At 69.4% G+C, this 14,839-nt stretch carries 12 protein-coding genes and 1 pseudogene; 3 read left to right on the top strand and 10 right to left on the bottom strand.

Annotation, left to right across the window (positions count from 1 at the left end):
* Positions 1-139 precede the first annotated feature (139 nt).
* Complete coding sequence (locus ACZZZQ_RS05130; RefSeq protein WP_056276489.1) at positions 140-1,495, top strand: uracil-xanthine permease family protein; 1,356 nt, start codon at positions 140-142, stop codon at positions 1,493-1,495.
* Between the two features lie 81 nt (positions 1,496-1,576).
* Here the strand turns inward: ACZZZQ_RS05130 and ACZZZQ_RS05135 are convergent.
* The 5 genes and pseudogenes from ACZZZQ_RS05135 to ACZZZQ_RS05155 all read right to left on the bottom strand — a co-directional run bounded on the left by ACZZZQ_RS05135 (position 1,577) and on the right by ACZZZQ_RS05155 (position 7,722).
* Positions 1,577-3,288: pseudogene (locus ACZZZQ_RS05135) on the bottom strand (acetyl/propionyl/methylcrotonyl-CoA carboxylase subunit alpha).
* Complete coding sequence (locus ACZZZQ_RS05140; protein ID WP_463507045.1) at positions 3,285-4,874, bottom strand: 5-oxoprolinase subunit B/C family protein; 1,590 nt, start codon at positions 4,872-4,874, stop codon at positions 3,285-3,287. Before ACZZZQ_RS05140 ends, ACZZZQ_RS05135 begins: the two are co-directional and overlap by 4 nt.
* Positions 4,874-5,674: a putative hydro-lyase gene (locus ACZZZQ_RS05145; RefSeq protein ID WP_463507046.1), complete on the bottom strand. Its 801-nt coding sequence runs from the start codon at positions 5,672-5,674 to the stop codon at positions 4,874-4,876. The genes ACZZZQ_RS05140 and ACZZZQ_RS05145 overlap by 1 nt, the downstream gene beginning before the upstream one ends.
* Before the next feature lies 1 nt (position 5,675).
* The gene (locus ACZZZQ_RS05150; protein ID WP_053098596.1) at positions 5,676-6,440 is read right to left on the bottom strand and encodes a LamB/YcsF family protein; all 765 of its coding nucleotides are present in this window, start codon (positions 6,438-6,440) and stop codon (positions 5,676-5,678) included.
* Between the two features lie 4 nt (positions 6,441-6,444).
* A complete protein-coding gene (locus ACZZZQ_RS05155) occupies positions 6,445-7,722 on the bottom strand; it encodes an NRAMP family divalent metal transporter (RefSeq protein ID WP_053098595.1) in 1,278 nt (425 codons plus the stop codon).
* A 173-nt stretch (positions 7,723-7,895) separates the two neighbouring features.
* On the opposite strand from ACZZZQ_RS05155, the gene ACZZZQ_RS05160 reads away from it, so the two are divergent.
* Positions 7,896-8,552 carry a GntR family transcriptional regulator gene (locus tag ACZZZQ_RS05160; RefSeq protein WP_053098594.1) on the top strand — a complete coding sequence of 219 codons (657 nt, stop codon included), beginning with the start codon at positions 7,896-7,898 and terminating at the stop codon, positions 8,550-8,552.
* A gap of 34 nt (positions 8,553-8,586) precedes the next feature.
* On the opposite strand, the gene ACZZZQ_RS05165 is transcribed toward ACZZZQ_RS05160, so the two are convergent.
* On the bottom strand, positions 8,587-9,252 hold the full coding sequence (locus tag ACZZZQ_RS05165) for a TetR/AcrR family transcriptional regulator (RefSeq protein ID WP_363519347.1): 666 nt from the start codon (positions 9,250-9,252) through the stop codon (positions 8,587-8,589).
* A 116-nt stretch (positions 9,253-9,368) separates the two neighbouring features.
* On the opposite strand from ACZZZQ_RS05165, the gene ACZZZQ_RS05170 reads away from it, so the two are divergent.
* Positions 9,369-10,172, top strand: a complete 804-nt coding sequence (locus tag ACZZZQ_RS05170; RefSeq protein ID WP_463507047.1) for a DUF1266 domain-containing protein — start codon at positions 9,369-9,371, stop codon at positions 10,170-10,172.
* 97 nt (positions 10,173-10,269) lie between these two features.
* On the opposite strand, the gene ACZZZQ_RS05175 is transcribed toward ACZZZQ_RS05170, so the two are convergent.
* From ACZZZQ_RS05175 to ACZZZQ_RS05190, 4 genes are read right to left on the bottom strand one after another with little or no spacing between them, the layout of a single operon-like run.
* Positions 10,270-11,265, bottom strand: a complete 996-nt coding sequence (locus tag ACZZZQ_RS05175) for a LacI family DNA-binding transcriptional regulator (protein WP_056276469.1) — start codon at positions 11,263-11,265, stop codon at positions 10,270-10,272.
* Positions 11,266-11,321: 56 nt separating this feature from the next.
* Positions 11,322-12,758: a GH1 family beta-glucosidase gene (locus ACZZZQ_RS05180; protein ID WP_463507048.1), complete on the bottom strand. Its 1,437-nt coding sequence runs from the start codon at positions 12,756-12,758 to the stop codon at positions 11,322-11,324.
* Between the two features lie 5 nt (positions 12,759-12,763).
* Positions 12,764-13,651: a carbohydrate ABC transporter permease gene (locus ACZZZQ_RS05185; RefSeq protein ID WP_463507049.1), complete on the bottom strand. Its 888-nt coding sequence runs from the start codon at positions 13,649-13,651 to the stop codon at positions 12,764-12,766.
* Positions 13,648-14,754: a carbohydrate ABC transporter permease gene (locus ACZZZQ_RS05190; RefSeq protein ID WP_053098589.1), complete on the bottom strand. Its 1,107-nt coding sequence runs from the start codon at positions 14,752-14,754 to the stop codon at positions 13,648-13,650. The genes ACZZZQ_RS05185 and ACZZZQ_RS05190 overlap by 4 nt, the downstream gene beginning before the upstream one ends.
* Positions 14,755-14,839: the final 85 nt, after the last annotated feature.

Here is a 14,839-nt window from a genome sequence, read left to right on the forward strand (position 1 = left end):
CGGCCCTTCGTTGCGCGAGTTCTCCTTCGTAGCGCGCGGCGACCCCGCCGCTCCTCCGTCCCCCGCGCACCCAGCCAACACTCAGGAATCGGTAGTGTTGCTCCAGCACTCCCACTCCCCCCGATCCTGAGGAGCCCGCATGCCCCTGTGGAAGACCCACGGAAACGGACGCACCGTCGAACCCGGTGCCGTCGTCAAGCCCGAAGAGCGCCTGAACTGGCCGGCCACGATCGCGATCGGTGCCCAGCACGTCGTCGCCATGTTCGGAGCCACGTTCCTGGTGCCGACGCTGACCGGCTTCCCGGTCTCGACGACGCTGCTGTTCAGCGGCCTCGGCACCCTGATCTTCCTGCTGATCACGAAGAACCAGCTGCCCAGCTACCTCGGCTCGTCGTTCGCGTTCATCGCGCCGATCACCGCCGCGGTCGCAGCCGGCGGCACCGGATCCGCCCTCGCGGGCGTGGTCGCGGTCGGCATCCTGCTCACGGTCGTCGGCCTGGTCGTGCAGTTCGCCGGCCTCCGCTGGGTCGACGCTCTGATGCCCCCGGTGGTCGCCGGCGCGATCGTCGCCCTGATCGGCTTCAACCTCGCCCCCACCGCGTGGAACAACTTCCGGATCGACCCCGTGACCGCGACCATCACGCTCGTCGCGATCATCCTGTTCGCGGTGCTGTTCCGCGGATTCCTCGGACGCATCTCGATCTTCCTCGGCGTCGCCGTCGGCTTCATCTACGCCGCCTTCACGGGCTCGTTCGAGGTCCCCAACGCGCTGCGCGGAGGCAAGACGCCGGCGGAGCTCATCGCCGACGCCCCCTGGGTCGGTCTGCCCGAGTTCCAGCTTCCCGACTTCGTCGCTCCCGGCACCTGGTCGACCATCGCGATGTTCCTGCCGGTCGTCCTGGTGCTCGTCGCTGAGAACGTCGGGCACGTGCGCGGCGTCGCGACGATGACCGAAGACCCCGCGATCAACAAGCACACCGGTCGCGCGCTGATCGCCGACGGGGTCGCCACGACCATCGCCGGTGGTTTCGGCGGCTCGGGCACGACGACGTACGGCGAGAACATCGGCGTCATGGCCGCGACCCGCGTCTACTCGACCGCCGTCTACTGGGTCGCCGGTCTCTTCGCCATCCTGCTGGCGTTCTCCCCGAAGGTCGGCGAGGTCTTCAACTCGATCCCCGCCGGTGTGCTCGGCGGTGCGACCACCGCGCTCTACGGTCTCATCGGCATCATCGGCATCAAGATCTGGGTCGACAGCAAGGTCGACTTCTCACGACCGGTCAACCAGTACACCGCGGCCGTCTCGCTCGTGATCGGCGTCGCCGGCTTCTCGATGCAGCTCGGCGACTTCGCCTTCGGCGGCATCGTGCTCGGCACGGTCGCGGCTCTGCTGATCTACCACGTGGGCAACCTCATCGCCCGCGCCCGCAAGACCGGCGCCGACGACCCTCGCCCCCTCGAGGCCGTGGGGCCGCTGGGCGGAGACCCCGCGTAATCACACTCGACTCGCGAACGCGAAGATCCCGGATGCCGCTGCGGCGGCATCCGGGATCTCTGTGTCAGGGCGCGGTAGCTCTCAGGCGATGACGGCGAGCACCGCGTCGGGCGCGACCGAGGCCGAGAGCTCCACGCGGTGCGACAGCGTGCCGGCACGATGGGCGGTGACCGTGGTCTCCATCTTCATGGCGTCGAGCACCGCGATCGGGTCGCCCTCGGCGACGCTCGCCCCGTCGTCTGCGAGCCACCGCACGAGCGTTCCCGGTGCCGGAGCACGCAGCTCGGTCGGATCGGATGCGGGCGGCGCACCTCCGGCATTCCTCAGTCCGCCGAGCCCCGCGAGCAGCGCCATCGGGAGCCCGAGCACGACACGGCGCCCGTCGATCTCGACGGGGAAGCGCTGGAGAGCGGCGTCCGGTGCGGGGGCGGGACGCAGTTGCGGCTCGAGGCGCGGCAGCAGGGTGCTCTCGATCCACTGGGTGTGCACCGCGAAGGTCTCGGTGGCGAACGCCTCGTCGTCGAGCGCGAGCAGATCGAACGGGATGACCGTGGCCGGCCCCTCGACGACAAGCTCGCGCAGCGCCCGACGCGCCCGCACGAGGGCCGCGTCGCGGTCGTCGGCATGCACGACGAGCTTCGCGATCATCGAGTCGAAGGCGGGCTGAACGACGTCGCCCGCCTCGATGCCGCTGTCCCAGCGCACACCGGGTCCGCCGGGGATCCGCAGGGACTCGACACGACCGGGGCTGGGCAGGAATCCGCGACCCGGATCTTCGGCGTTGATCCGGAATTCGAAGGCGTGCCCGGTCGGCACGGGCGTCTCGGTGAACGAGATCCCCTCGCCGAAGGCGATGCGGAACTGCTCGCGCACGAGATCCGTGCCGGTGACCTCCTCGGTGACGGGGTGCTCCACCTGGAGTCGGGTGTTCACTTCGAGGAAGGAGATCGTCCGGTCGGCCGCGAGGAGGAACTCGACGGTCCCTGCGCCGCGGTACTGCACCTCGGCGCAGATCGCCCTGGCCGCGTCGTGGAACCGCGTGCGCTGATCCCTCGACAGGCCCGGCGCGGGTGCCTCTTCGATGAGCTTCTGGTTGCGTCGCTGCATCGAGCAGTCTCGATCGCCGACGACCACGACGCCGCCGAGTCCGTCACCGAGCACCTGGACCTCGATGTGGCGCGGGCTCTCGAGGAAGCGCTCGACGAAGCACTCCCCCCGCCCGAAGGCGGCGATGGCCTCGCGCGTCGCGGCCTCGAAGGCATCCGCGACCTCCGACAGCTCATGCACCACCTTCAGCCCCCGGCCGCCTCCGCCGAACGCCGCCTTGATCGCGATTGGAAGCCCGTGCTCCTCAGCGAAGGCCACGGCCTCCTCGGGGCCGGCGAGCGGCTGATCGGTGCCGGCGGCCAGGGGGCCCCGACGCGCTGCGCGATCCGGCGCGCGGTCATCTTGTCGCCGAGCGCATCGATGCTGTCGGGCGACGGGCCGATCCAGATGAGGCCCGCACCCTCGACGGCCCGCGCGAACTCCGCGCTCTCCGAGAGGAATCCGTAGCCCGGGTGCACGGCATCCGCTCCGCTCGTGCGGGCCGCGTCCAGCAGCGCATCGATCGAGAGATAGGTCGTCGCAGCGGTGTCTCCCCCCAGTCCGACGGCCTCATCGGCGAGCCGCACGTGCAGAGCATCGGCATCCTGGTCGGCGTAGACCGCGATCGACGTGTACCCGGCTTCGGCGCAGGCGCGGATGACGCGCACGGCGATCTCTCCGCGATTCGCGATCAGCACCTTGGTCATGAGGTCTCCTTGACGATGAAACGGATGCGCACGCCGGGCGGCAACTGCGCGGCGAGGTCGAGACTGCGATCGGTGAGGGCGCCGATGATCGGATACCCGCCGGTGAGCGGGTGATCCGGGAGGAACAGCACGGGCTGACCGTCAGGCGGCACCTGGATCGCCCCGGTGACCGCCCCTTCGCTGGGCAGCTCGCCCCCGACGGAGCGTGCGAGGGGCCTGTCGCCCTCGAGCCGGATGCCGACGCGGTCGGACCGCGGGGTCACGGTCCACTCCTGGCCGGTGAGCGTCGCGAGCGCCGAAGCGGTGAACCAGTCGTCGCGGGGGCCGAGCGTGATCTCGAGATCGACGAGTTCGCCGGGTGCCGGCAGTGTGCGCGGGGTGGCCTCCGGCTCGACCGGATGCCGGGCGGAGTCGCCGACGCGAAGCACGTCGCCTGCAGCCAGCGGATCGGGCCCGAGCCCGGCGAGGGTGTCGCTCGCGCGGCTGTCGAGCGCCGTGTCGACGGCCACTCCGCCACGGACCGCGATGACGTAGCGCAGCCCGCTGGTCGGATGCCCCAGCGTGAGCTCGTCGCCCTCGACGGTGGCGAAGGGCGCGCCATGGGCGATGCGACGCGCCACACCGTCCGCGTCGATCAGGTCGAGCGTCCCGACAGCGCCCGTGACAGCGGCGACCCCGGCGCCCCGGAATCGCAGCACTGCACCGCCGACGCTCTCGAGCACCGCCGCGCCGCTCGCATTGCCCACTGCGCGGTTCGCCTCGCGCATGGCGCGGCGATCGGCGACACCGGACGCTGAGACGCCGAGCGCCGCGAATCCCGGACGACCGGCATCCTGCACCAGCAGCTGCATCGACGGACGCACGACCTCGACGGCCGGGGACGCCGGAGAACCCGGGTCCGTCGCGCTCGCCGCGGCGTCTCGCTCGGTGACGCGCCGCGCGTCGGCACGATCGTCTGCGTTGTCCGACATCACGGCCTGCGCCCGCACCTGCTCGAACCGCACCGTCGTGCCGGGCGACAGCAGCGCAGGAGGGTCGCGATCGATGTCCCACATCAGGGCATCCGTGCGTCCGATGAGCTGCCATCCGCCGGGGCTCTCGCGCGGGTACACGCCGGTGAACGGGCCGGCGAGGGCCACGGATCCGGCCGGCACACGGGTGCGGGGCGACGAGCGGCGGGGCACATCGAACAGCGGATCCCTGCTCACCACATACCCGAAGCCGGGGGCGAAGCCCGAGAAGGCGACCGTCCACTCGGCGGCGAGGTGGCGGTTCACGAGCTCGGATGCCGAGACGCCCAGCAGGGATGCCGCCTCGTCGAGGTCTTCCCCGTCGTACCGCACCGGAACGGTGACCTCGCCCGTGGCCGGCAGATGAGCGGTGTCGATCTCGGTCGCGGCGAGCGCGCGGGCGAGATCGGCGGCCGACACCGCCAGCGGATCGAACCGCACGAGCACCGTGCGAGCGCCGGGGATGCGCTCGACCACGCCGTGCACGCCGTCCCACGCGAGGTTCAGACGCATCGCCTCGTCGAGGTCGGCCGCCTCGACGAGAAGCGCGTGGTCGGATGCCGTGAGGATGCGCATCAGACCAGGTACTCCGCATCGGGGACATCGGTGATGAACATGTAGCCGGGCGCGTGGGTGATGGCGAACGGCGGCTTCGAGGCCATGATGGCGGCCTGCGGGGTGACGCCGCACGCCCAGAACACCGGCACCTCGCCCTCGCGCACCTCAGGGGCATCGCCGAAGTCGGGGCGGGCGAGGTCTGCGATGCCGAGCGATGCCGGGTCGCCGATGTGCACCGGGGCCCCGTGCACGGCGGGGGTGCGGCCGGAGATCTGCACGGCATCGGCCACACGGTCCGCGGGGATCGGTCGCATCGACACGACCATCTCGCCGCTCAGCCTGCCCGCGGGGGTGCAGGGCACTGCGGTGCGGTACATCGGAATGTTGCGTCCGAGTTCCTGATGGCGGATCGGGATGCCCGCCTGCACGAGCCCGGACTCGAACGTGAAGCTGCATCCGATCAGGAACGAGACGAGGTCGGGTTGCTCCTCCCACGCCTCGGTCGCATCGGAGACCTCGTCGACCAGTTCGCCGTCGCGCCAGACGCGGTACCGGCCGATATCCGTGCGGATGTCGCTGCCCGGGGCGAGCCGCGATTCCACCTCGCCCTGTTCGATGACCTCGAGCACGGGGCACGGCTTCGGGTTGCGCTGCGCGAAGAGCAGCGTCTCGAAAGCCCAGTCCGCGGGCACCGAGATGAGGTTCGCCTGCGTCAGTCCGACGGCGACGCCGCTGGTCGGCGCGGCGTGCCCCGCCCGGATGGCGGCTCGCGCTGCCCGCGCGGCGGCGAGCTGGTCGGGGGTGGCGAGAACGGTCATCTCAGACTCCCGCGAACGGTGCGATCGTGATGCCGGCGTCCTGCAGCATCCGCTTGGTCTCGGCGGCCATGGCCACCGAGCCGGGGCTGTCGCCGTGCACGCAGATCGACTGCGCGCTGACGGGCACGTCGGTGCCGTCGATCGCGCGGATCACTCCTTCGCCGGCGAGGCGCACCATGCGCTCGGCGACCGCGACGGGGTCGTGCAGCACCGAGCCCGCCTCGGTTCGTGAGACGAGCTGGCCGTCGGGCTGATACGCCCGATCGGCGAAGGCCTCGGCCGCGATCTGCAGGCCCGCACGCTCGGCGACGTCGAGCACGACGCCTCCGGCCAGACCCAGCAGCACGAGGTTCGGGTCGATCGCGCGGATCGCCGCCACCACGTCCTTCGACTGCCGCTCGTCGCGGGCGATCGTGTTGTAGAGCGCTCCGTGCGGCTTGACGTAGGCGACCGTGCCACCGACGGCTGCGGCAAGACCGATCAGGGCACCGAGCTGGTACTCGACGTGCGCCTGCAGGGTGGCCGAGTCGATCTCGACCTTCGTGCGGCCGAAGTTCTCGTAGTCGCGGTAGCCGGGGTGCGCGCCGATCACGACGCCTCCGGCCACGGCGCTCTCGAGAGTCGATCGGATGCCCTCGGGGCTGCCCGCGTGGAACCCGCACGCCACGTTCGCGCTCGTCACGAGGCGCAGCATGCTCTCATCGTCGCTGACCACCCGGTCGGGGACGTTCTCGCCGAGGTCGGAGTTCAGGTCGATCGATGTCATGGGGTCACGCTCCGATTCCGAGGAAGGCGAAGATGGGGCCGACCGAGACGATGCCCATGTACCAGGTCAGCAGCGTCACGAGCGTGCCGGCGATGAGCAGCCACAGCGGGTATTTCTTCGAGCCGAGCAGGTCACGGCGGAACCAGCCGATGTACATGAACACCGTGAGGCCGATGGGGAGGATGAGCCCGTTGAAGCCGCCGACGAAGACGAGGATCGCGGCCGGCGCCGTGCCGATCGAGAGGTAGACGATCAGCGACACGACGATGAAGGCGACGGTGGCCAGCTGCAGCGGCCACCCGCCCCGGAGCTTCTTCGTGAAGGTCGAGAGGAAGGTCGCTGACGTGTATGCCGCTCCGATCACCGAGCTGATCGCGGCGGCCCAGAAGATCGCGCCGAAGATGCGGAGTCCCGCGTCGCCGAGCACGGCGCCGAAGGCCTGTCCCGCGGGGTTCGCGGCCTGGCTCGACAGGTCGAGCGAGACGCCCGAGGCGACCACGCCGAGGATCGCGAGGAACAGCACGTAGCGCATGATGCCGGTGACGAGGATGCCGTTCGCCGCGGCGCGCATCACAGGACCCGCCTGCTCGGGACCGGTGTGACCCGAGTCGAGGTAGCGGTGGGCACCCGAGTAGGTGATGTATCCGCCGACCGTTCCGCCGACGATCGTGGTGATCGTGGCGAAGTTGAGCTCGTCCGGCGCGAACGTCTGGCGCAGCGCCTCGCCGATGGGCGGCTGGGCGATCACCGCGACGATCACGGTCATCACGATCATGCCGATGCCGAGCACGACGAGCACGATGTCCATCACCGGACCGGCCTTCTTGATGAGGAAGATGATGATCGCGAGGGCGGCGGTCAGCGCTCCGCCGAGCTTGGGATCGATGCCGAGCAGCGCGTTCATGCCCAGGCCGCCACCCGCGATGTTGCCGATGTTGAACGCGAGGCCGCCGATGACGACGAGCACGGCGATCACGTGCCCGGAGAACGGGATGGCCCTGTTGGCGAGTTCCCCGGCGCGCATGCCGGAGGAGGTGATCATGCGCCACACGTTCAGCTGCACGGCGATGTCGACGAGGATCGAGACGAGGATCGCGAACGCGAAGGCCGCCCCCATCGTCGCGGTGAAGGTGGCCGTCTGGGTGATGAACCCGGGACCGATGGCGCTGGTGGCCATCAGGAAGATGGCGCCGATCACGGCGCTGCGGCCGGCGCGTCTCTTGGCGGCGGAGAGCCGGACTTCGTCTTCGGCGGACAGCGGGGCTGCGGTGTTCTCTGACATTGCGGGGGATTCCCATCGTCGTTGGTGGGTGTCGAGTGACACCCAGTGTAGAACGGATCGAGCAATATTGTTCAACAACTTTGTTTCCGCTGTGCTACGGCGGAGTTGCATTCGCGTGATGGCGGAGACGCTTCCTCGAACGATCCGCCCCGGCCGCCGCCTACGATGAAGGCATGAACCAGCAGGGCATGCTCGCCGATGCGCTCCGACAGCAGATCATCGACGGCGCCTTCGCACCCGGTTCCCGACTGTCGGAATCGGCCATCGCGGAGCACTTCGGCGTGGCACGCAACACGCTGCGCGAGGCGTTCCGCGCCCTCTCCGAGCAGGGTCTGCTCGAGCACGTGCCGCACCGGGGCGTCTCCGTCGCCTCGCCGTCGATCGCCGACGTGATCGACATCTATCGCGCACGTCGCATCATCGAGTGCACCGCGCTCCTGCACTCCGAGCCGGAGCATCCGGCGGTCCAGCAGATGCAGGAGGCCGTGCTCGCCGCCGAGGCCGCGGCGCACGACGCACTCCTCGACGACGCCGAGACGTGGCGCGCGGTGGGCAGCGCCAACATGGCGTTCCATGTCGCCCTGGTGTCGCTCGCGGACAGCCCCCGTCTGGCCCGCACCTACCGTGACCTCGCGGCAGAGCTGAGACTCGCGTTCCTGAAGATCGACGATCCTCGCTCGCTGCACGAGCCGTTCGTGCGCAAGAACCGCGCGGTGCTCGACACCTTCCTCGCCCGCGGTGCGGCGGCCGGTGCGGCCGAGCTCGAGCGCTACCTCGTGCAGTCCGAGCGCGTGGTGCTCGGGGCCTTCGCCCGGATGCAGCTGGGCTGACGCCGTCCGCGATGGAGGGTCGGCCGCAGCTCGGTCACTCCTCGTCCCGCAGAGCCCCCGCCGCCCTGGTCCTCGCGTCCGGATCCCGGGGCGCGAGATGCAGCGGAAGCGGCGCCTCGGGCTCGGGCAGGCCGTAGAGACGCCGCACCCAGCGTCGGGCGTCTTCGAGCGGGTAGGTGTCGCCGTAGACGGCGTACTTCATGAAGACGCCCTCGAGGGTGGTGCGCAGCATGATCTCCTCGAGCGGAGGATCGGCGGCACCCCTCTCGCGGAAGATCTCGCGGACGGCGTTCTCCGATGCGATCGCCTGCTCGGCGAACCGGGTCTCGGCCTCGGCGAACATGCGGTGGGTGCTGGGTTGCTGCTGCATCGCGAACACCGCTCGCTGCACCGGGAGGGCGAAACCGGTGGCGGCGAGAGCACCGTCGATGATCCCGGCGAGCCGGACGTCGGCGGGCCCCTCGACCTGCGGGATCGCGAAGAGCGCCTCGTACCAGCGGTCGATCACGGCGGCCACGAGCTGGTCCTTGCCGCCGAAGTGGTAGCTCACGAGTCCCTGCGCGACCCCGGCGCGGCGGGTGATCTCGGCGATGCTCGCGCCGGAGACGCCTCGTTCGGCGAACAGGATGATGGCCGATTCGAGAATGGCTTCGCGGGCGCGCTCCCGCGCGGCCCGGTTGTGTTCGTCTGAACGTGCCATCGGTGTCCCGCTCCCCAGCATCGGACGACTTCGGATTTCCCCCCGGAGGCTATATATTAGCGACTGAATAGCTGTTCAAGCTATGAGCGGCCCCAGGCCCCACCCTCAGGAGTGTGATGAGCCCGACATCATGGTTCACGCGTCCCCAGAGGCTCGCGCCATCCGAGCGGTTCTCCACCACCGACACCGAGGCGAACGAGATCGCGCTGGGCCTGCTGCAGATCAGCTCCCTCCCGTCCGGGCCCTGGAACGACCCGACGGCCCCCTCTCTGGGACCTGACGACAGGGCGCTCGTCGCCGAGACGTGGGGCATCCGCTCCCGTGACGACTGGCTCGGCATGATCGACCATCTCAGCACCGTGCGACGTCGACGTCAGGCCTGGATGCTCCGTCTGGCTGTCCGCAACGACCTGGACACCGCCCTCGGGCGTGTGCCGACCACGCGGGAGTGGCTCGCGGGGATCGTCGCCGAAGGCGGAGACGCGCGCGACGCGTTGCCGTTCGTGGCCGGCATCGAGCGCATCGAGCGCGAGGTGCGCAGACGAGTCGGAAAAGATGTCGTTACGCCCGATGTGTATGTGCGCACACTCGACGCGTATGCGCTCGGTCAGGCCGTGGCGATGACGACGTGGGGTGTCGCGCTCGGATACGCCGACGTCGCAGAGGCCCGCCGCATCATCCACCGGATCAACGTCGACACCCGCCCGTCGTTCGTGTCATGGGTCGATTTCGGCCTGAGCTACATCGCCGGGCGGGTCATGCACTGGAGCGACGGGAACCTCGACGCGGAGTCGTTCGAGAAGTACGGCGAGGTGTGGACGGAATTTGCGACGGCAGTGACGCCCAAGCGCAACGGCCCGTGGGCGACGCTGTCATGGCCCGCGACGATCGATCAGCGGTCACGGGACCGGATCGGCTGATCGCCCGAAGACCCACGGATGCGGACCGACCTGGAGGGGCGTATGGTCCGCATCCGTGTTCTTCGGTCGCACCCGTTCGATCCCGGCCCGCGCGAGGTCACGACGAGGCGCGCACCACCAGTTCGGTCGGCAGGATCGTCGTGTGCGCCGGGTCGCGTCCGGCCAGGCGCGAGAGCAGCACTCCGGCCATGGCCTCGCCCTGCGCGTACATGGGCTGCCGCATGGTGGTCAGCGGCGGGTCGGTGCTCAGCGCGACCGACGAGTCGTCGAACCCGACGAGCGCCACGTCCTCGGGAACACGGATGCCGGCCGAGCGCAGCGCCGTGAGCGCGCCACGGGCCATGAGGTCGCTGGCGACGAAGATCGCATCCGGACGCCCCGCCGCGAGGATGCGGCGCGCGGCATCCGCTCCGCTGGCTTCGCTGTAGTCACCGGCCTCCTCGGCGAACGGCGAGAGCCCTGCATCGGCCAGTGCCCCGCGGAAGCCCTGCACGCGGTCGACGGACGAGACCATCGTGATGGGCCCCGAGATCGTGGCGATCCGCGTGCGACCGGTCTCGATCAGGTGCTGGGTGGCGGTGCGGGCGCCGGCGACGTTGTCGACGTCGACCACGTAGTCGCCCTCGCGGATGCGCACCGGCCTGCCGCCCCAGACCACGGGCACGGCATCGGCGACCCGGTCGATGAACGCGTCGCTCGTGTGGTGCGAGACGATGAGCGCGCCGTCCACACCGCCGTTGCGCACGAAGCTCGTCATCTTGTCGCCGGGGTCGTCGCTCGCGATCAGCAGGTTGAGCAGGTAGTCAGAGCCGCGGAGCGCCCCCGTGATGCCCGCGACGATCGCCGCGAAGAAGGGATCTCCGAAGAACCGCGTGGTGTCCTCGGGGACGATCAGGGCGATCGCGTGGGTCTGTCGGGACGCGAGTGAGCGAGCCGCGCGATTGGGCACGTAGCTGAGCTCCTCGATGGCCCGCTTCACCGACTCGAGGGCTTCAGGACTCACCGCCGTCGACCCGTTGACGACGCGTGACACCGTCGATCGTGAGACTCCGGCGGCCGATGCCACCTCTTCGATGGTCGCTCGTGACGACACGACTCTCCCTCCGTCCGGCGGCGAGGCCGGATGCTCCCTGGTGACGCCGCCCGGCGTCAGAGAGCGCGAGCGGCGATGATGCGAGCGTACTCCCGACCGGAGTCCTTCAGACTCCGCTCCTGGGTGTCGTAGTCGACGCGCACGATGCCGAACCGCTTGTCGTAGCCCCAGGCCCACTCGAAGTTGTCGAACATCGACCAGTAGAAGTAGCCGCGCACGTCGACGCCGGCATCCGCCGCATCGAGCACGGCGGCCAGGTGCAGGCGCAGGAACTCGGTGCGGTCCTCGTCGTGCACGCGAGTCTCGCCGTCTTCGACGACCGCGACGTCGTCATAGGCGGCACCGTTCTCGGTCATGTACAGCACGGTTCCGGCGGGCTCGGCGTACTCGGTCCACACGCGCTGCAGCAGACGGGTGAGCCCCTCGGGCTGCACCTCCCAGTTCTGCGCCGTGCGGGGCAGTCCGCGTTCGACGGGGTGGATGCCCTCGCTCGACGGATACGGGCTCCGACCGACCCGGTCGGTCGCGGGGCCGCCGCTGAGCGGGGTCCGCTCAGGGGCGGGAGCCGTGCCCGAGACGAAGTCGCCGTGGTAGTAGTTGACGCCCTGCGTGTCGATGCGCTGAGAGATGACGTCGAGGTCGCCGTCGTGCACGGCATCCGTGAAGCGGGCGACGGCATCGGCATCCACCGACCGGATGTCCCGGATGATGTCGTCCGGGTACACGCCCCGGTAGATCGGGTCGAGGAACCAGCGGTTGAATTGGCCGTCGACGCGACGCGCGGCGTCGATGTCTGCGGGGTTGGTCGGATCGGCGGGGTCTGCGACCGTGTGGTTCAGCGTGATGCCGAGATTCAGGCTCGTATCCCGGCCACGCAGCTCACGGACCGTCTCGCCGTGGGCGAGCAGCAGGTGGTGCGCCGAGAGCAGACCCTCGGCGACGCTCGTGTGACCCGGAGCGTGCTCGCCGCCGGTATAAGAGAGGAACGACGAGCACCACGGCTCGTTCAGGGTCGTCCACACGTTCACCCGATCGCCCAGGGCGTCGTGCATCGTGCCGGCGTACTCGAGGAAGCGTCCGACGGTGTCACGGTTGGTCCACCCGCCGGTCTCCTGCAGCGCCTGCGGCATGTCCCAGTGATAGAGCGTCAGCCAGGGCAGGATGTCGTTCGCGAGCAGCTCGTCGACCAGGCGCTCGTAGAAGTCGACGCCCTTCGCGTTGACCGCGCCGCCGTCGGGCCGGACGCGCGACCACGAGGTCGAGAAGCGGTAGGTCTGCAGCCCGAGCTCCTTCATGAGAGCGACGTCCTGCGGATAGCGGTGGTAGTGGTCGCACGCCACATCGCCGTTGTCGCCGCCGATCACGGCGCCGGGCTCCCTGCTGAAGGCATCCCAGATCGACGCGGTGCGCCCGTCTTCGAAAGCCGCCCCTTCGATCTGGTACGCCGCTGTCGCGGCGCCGAACAGGAAGTTCTCGGGAAAGGCACGGGTCATAGGGGTCATCCTTTCACCGCGCCCGCCATGATGCCACTGACCAGCTGCCGGCCCGCCACGACGAACAGGACGAGCAGCGGAAGGGTCGCGAGCACCGCACCGGCGAGCACGATGGAGTAGTCGATGTAGTAGCCGGACTGCAGTTGGCTGAGCGCCGTCTGCAGTGTCGGGTTCTGCGGGGAGAGCACGATCAGCGGCCAGAGGTAGTCGGTCCACGCAGTCATGAAGGTGAAGAGGCCGAGGATCGCCATGGCAGGGCGAGCGGCCGGGATGCCGACGGTGAGGAACGTGCGGAACTGGTTCGCGCCGTCCATCCGCGCCGCCTCGATCAGCTCGTCGGGGATCACGTCGACCAGGTACTGCCGCATGAAGAAGACGCCGAAGGCGGTGACCAGTGTCGGCACGATGACCGCGCCGATCGATCCGGTCCAGCCGAGCTCCCGCATCAGCATGAACAGCGGGATGATGCCGAGCTGCGTCGGGATCGCCATGGTCGCGATCACGAAGATCATCAGTCCGTCGCGGCCCTTGAAGCGCAGCTTGGCGAAGGCATAGCCGGCCAGCGTCGAGAACGTGACGACCGAGACCGTGATGATCGCCGAGATGAGGAACGAGTTGCCCAGAGCGAGCCAGAACGGGATCGCGTCGAACACCTTGGCGGCGTTGGTGAAGAAGTTGCCGCCGGGGATCAGCGGCAGGGTTTCGCCACGCGTGGCGTTCGTGCCGCTCGCCACGACGACCGACCACCACAGCGGGTAGACGCTGCCGATGATGAACGCGACGAGCAGGCCGTAGGTGAGGAAGCCGGGGCGGCTGCCGATCCCGGCGTTGCCGCCCACGGCGCCTCGACGGCGGATCTTCTCGGGGACGCTCAGCGCCTGGGTGGCGGTCATCGCGCATTCTCCTCGGTCGTGGTGGCGATCGTCGTGCCGGCGGCGGCCGTCGCGGCTGCGGCGGCAGCGGCGGTGCGGGCTCGTCGGCGCGCGGCGCGGCTCTTCGGAGCATCCCCGGTCGAGATGCGTCGGGAGATCAGGAAGTTGATGACGCCGATGCCGACGATGAGCAGGAACAGCAGGATGGCGACGGCGGATGCTTCGCCGAGGTCCCGGCGGAAGAAGGCGAGCTCCCACAGGAACAGCACGGTCGTCTGGAACTGCCGGTCGCTGCCGCCGATGCCCCCCGCGGTCGAGACGTCGAACAGCCGCGGCTCGGCGAAGATCTGCAGACCGCCGATCGTCGCCGTGATGATCACGAAGATCAGCGTCGGGCGGATCGTGGGGATCGTGATCGAGAAGAACCGGCGGGCAGCGCCGGCTCCGTCGAGGGCTGCCGACTCGTAGAGATCGCGCGGCACCGCCTGCATGGCGGCGAGGAGGATGAGGGCGTTGTAGCCGGTCCAGCGGAAGTTCACCATCACGGCGATCGCGAGGTGCGACAGGGCCGTGTTGTGCTTCCACTCCTGGTCGGCGATGCCGATCAGATTGAGCAGGTTGTTGGCGAGGCCGTCGGCCTCGTTGAAGATGCTCGAGAAGATGATGGCGACGGCGACGGGGGTGACGACGAACGGGATGAGAACGCTCATGCGCCAGAACGTCGGGGCACGCAGGCCGCGGTCGAGGAGGTAGGCGATCACCAGGGCGACCGCGAGCTGCGGGATCGCCGACAGAAGGAAGATGCTCAGGGTGTTGAAGATCGAGTTCCAGAACATCGGGTCGCCGAGGATCTCGACGAAGTTCCCGGCGCCGATGAACTCGCCCTGCCCCTTGAGCAGGTCCCACTCGTGCACGGCCACCCACACCGTGTAGAGCAGCGGGAAGAGTCCGACCAGCCCGAAGAGCAGGAAGAACGGCGAGATGTAGAAGTACGGGGAGGCGTTCTGGTCGAACCGCGAGATGCGGTGCCGCCAGGGACGCCGAGCCGCGGCATCCGTCTTCGGGCTCTTCGCGTCGTTCGACGACGCGGATGCCGTCTCCGAGCGCTCATGCGTGAGGGTCATGACTCTTCCTTGGTCCTGTTCCGGGCTTCCGTGGTGCTCCGGTCGCAGTCCGTGCCGCCCCGGTGAAGGCGGCGCGGCACGAACT

The organism is Microbacterium sp. AC132, from assembly GCF_979258525.1.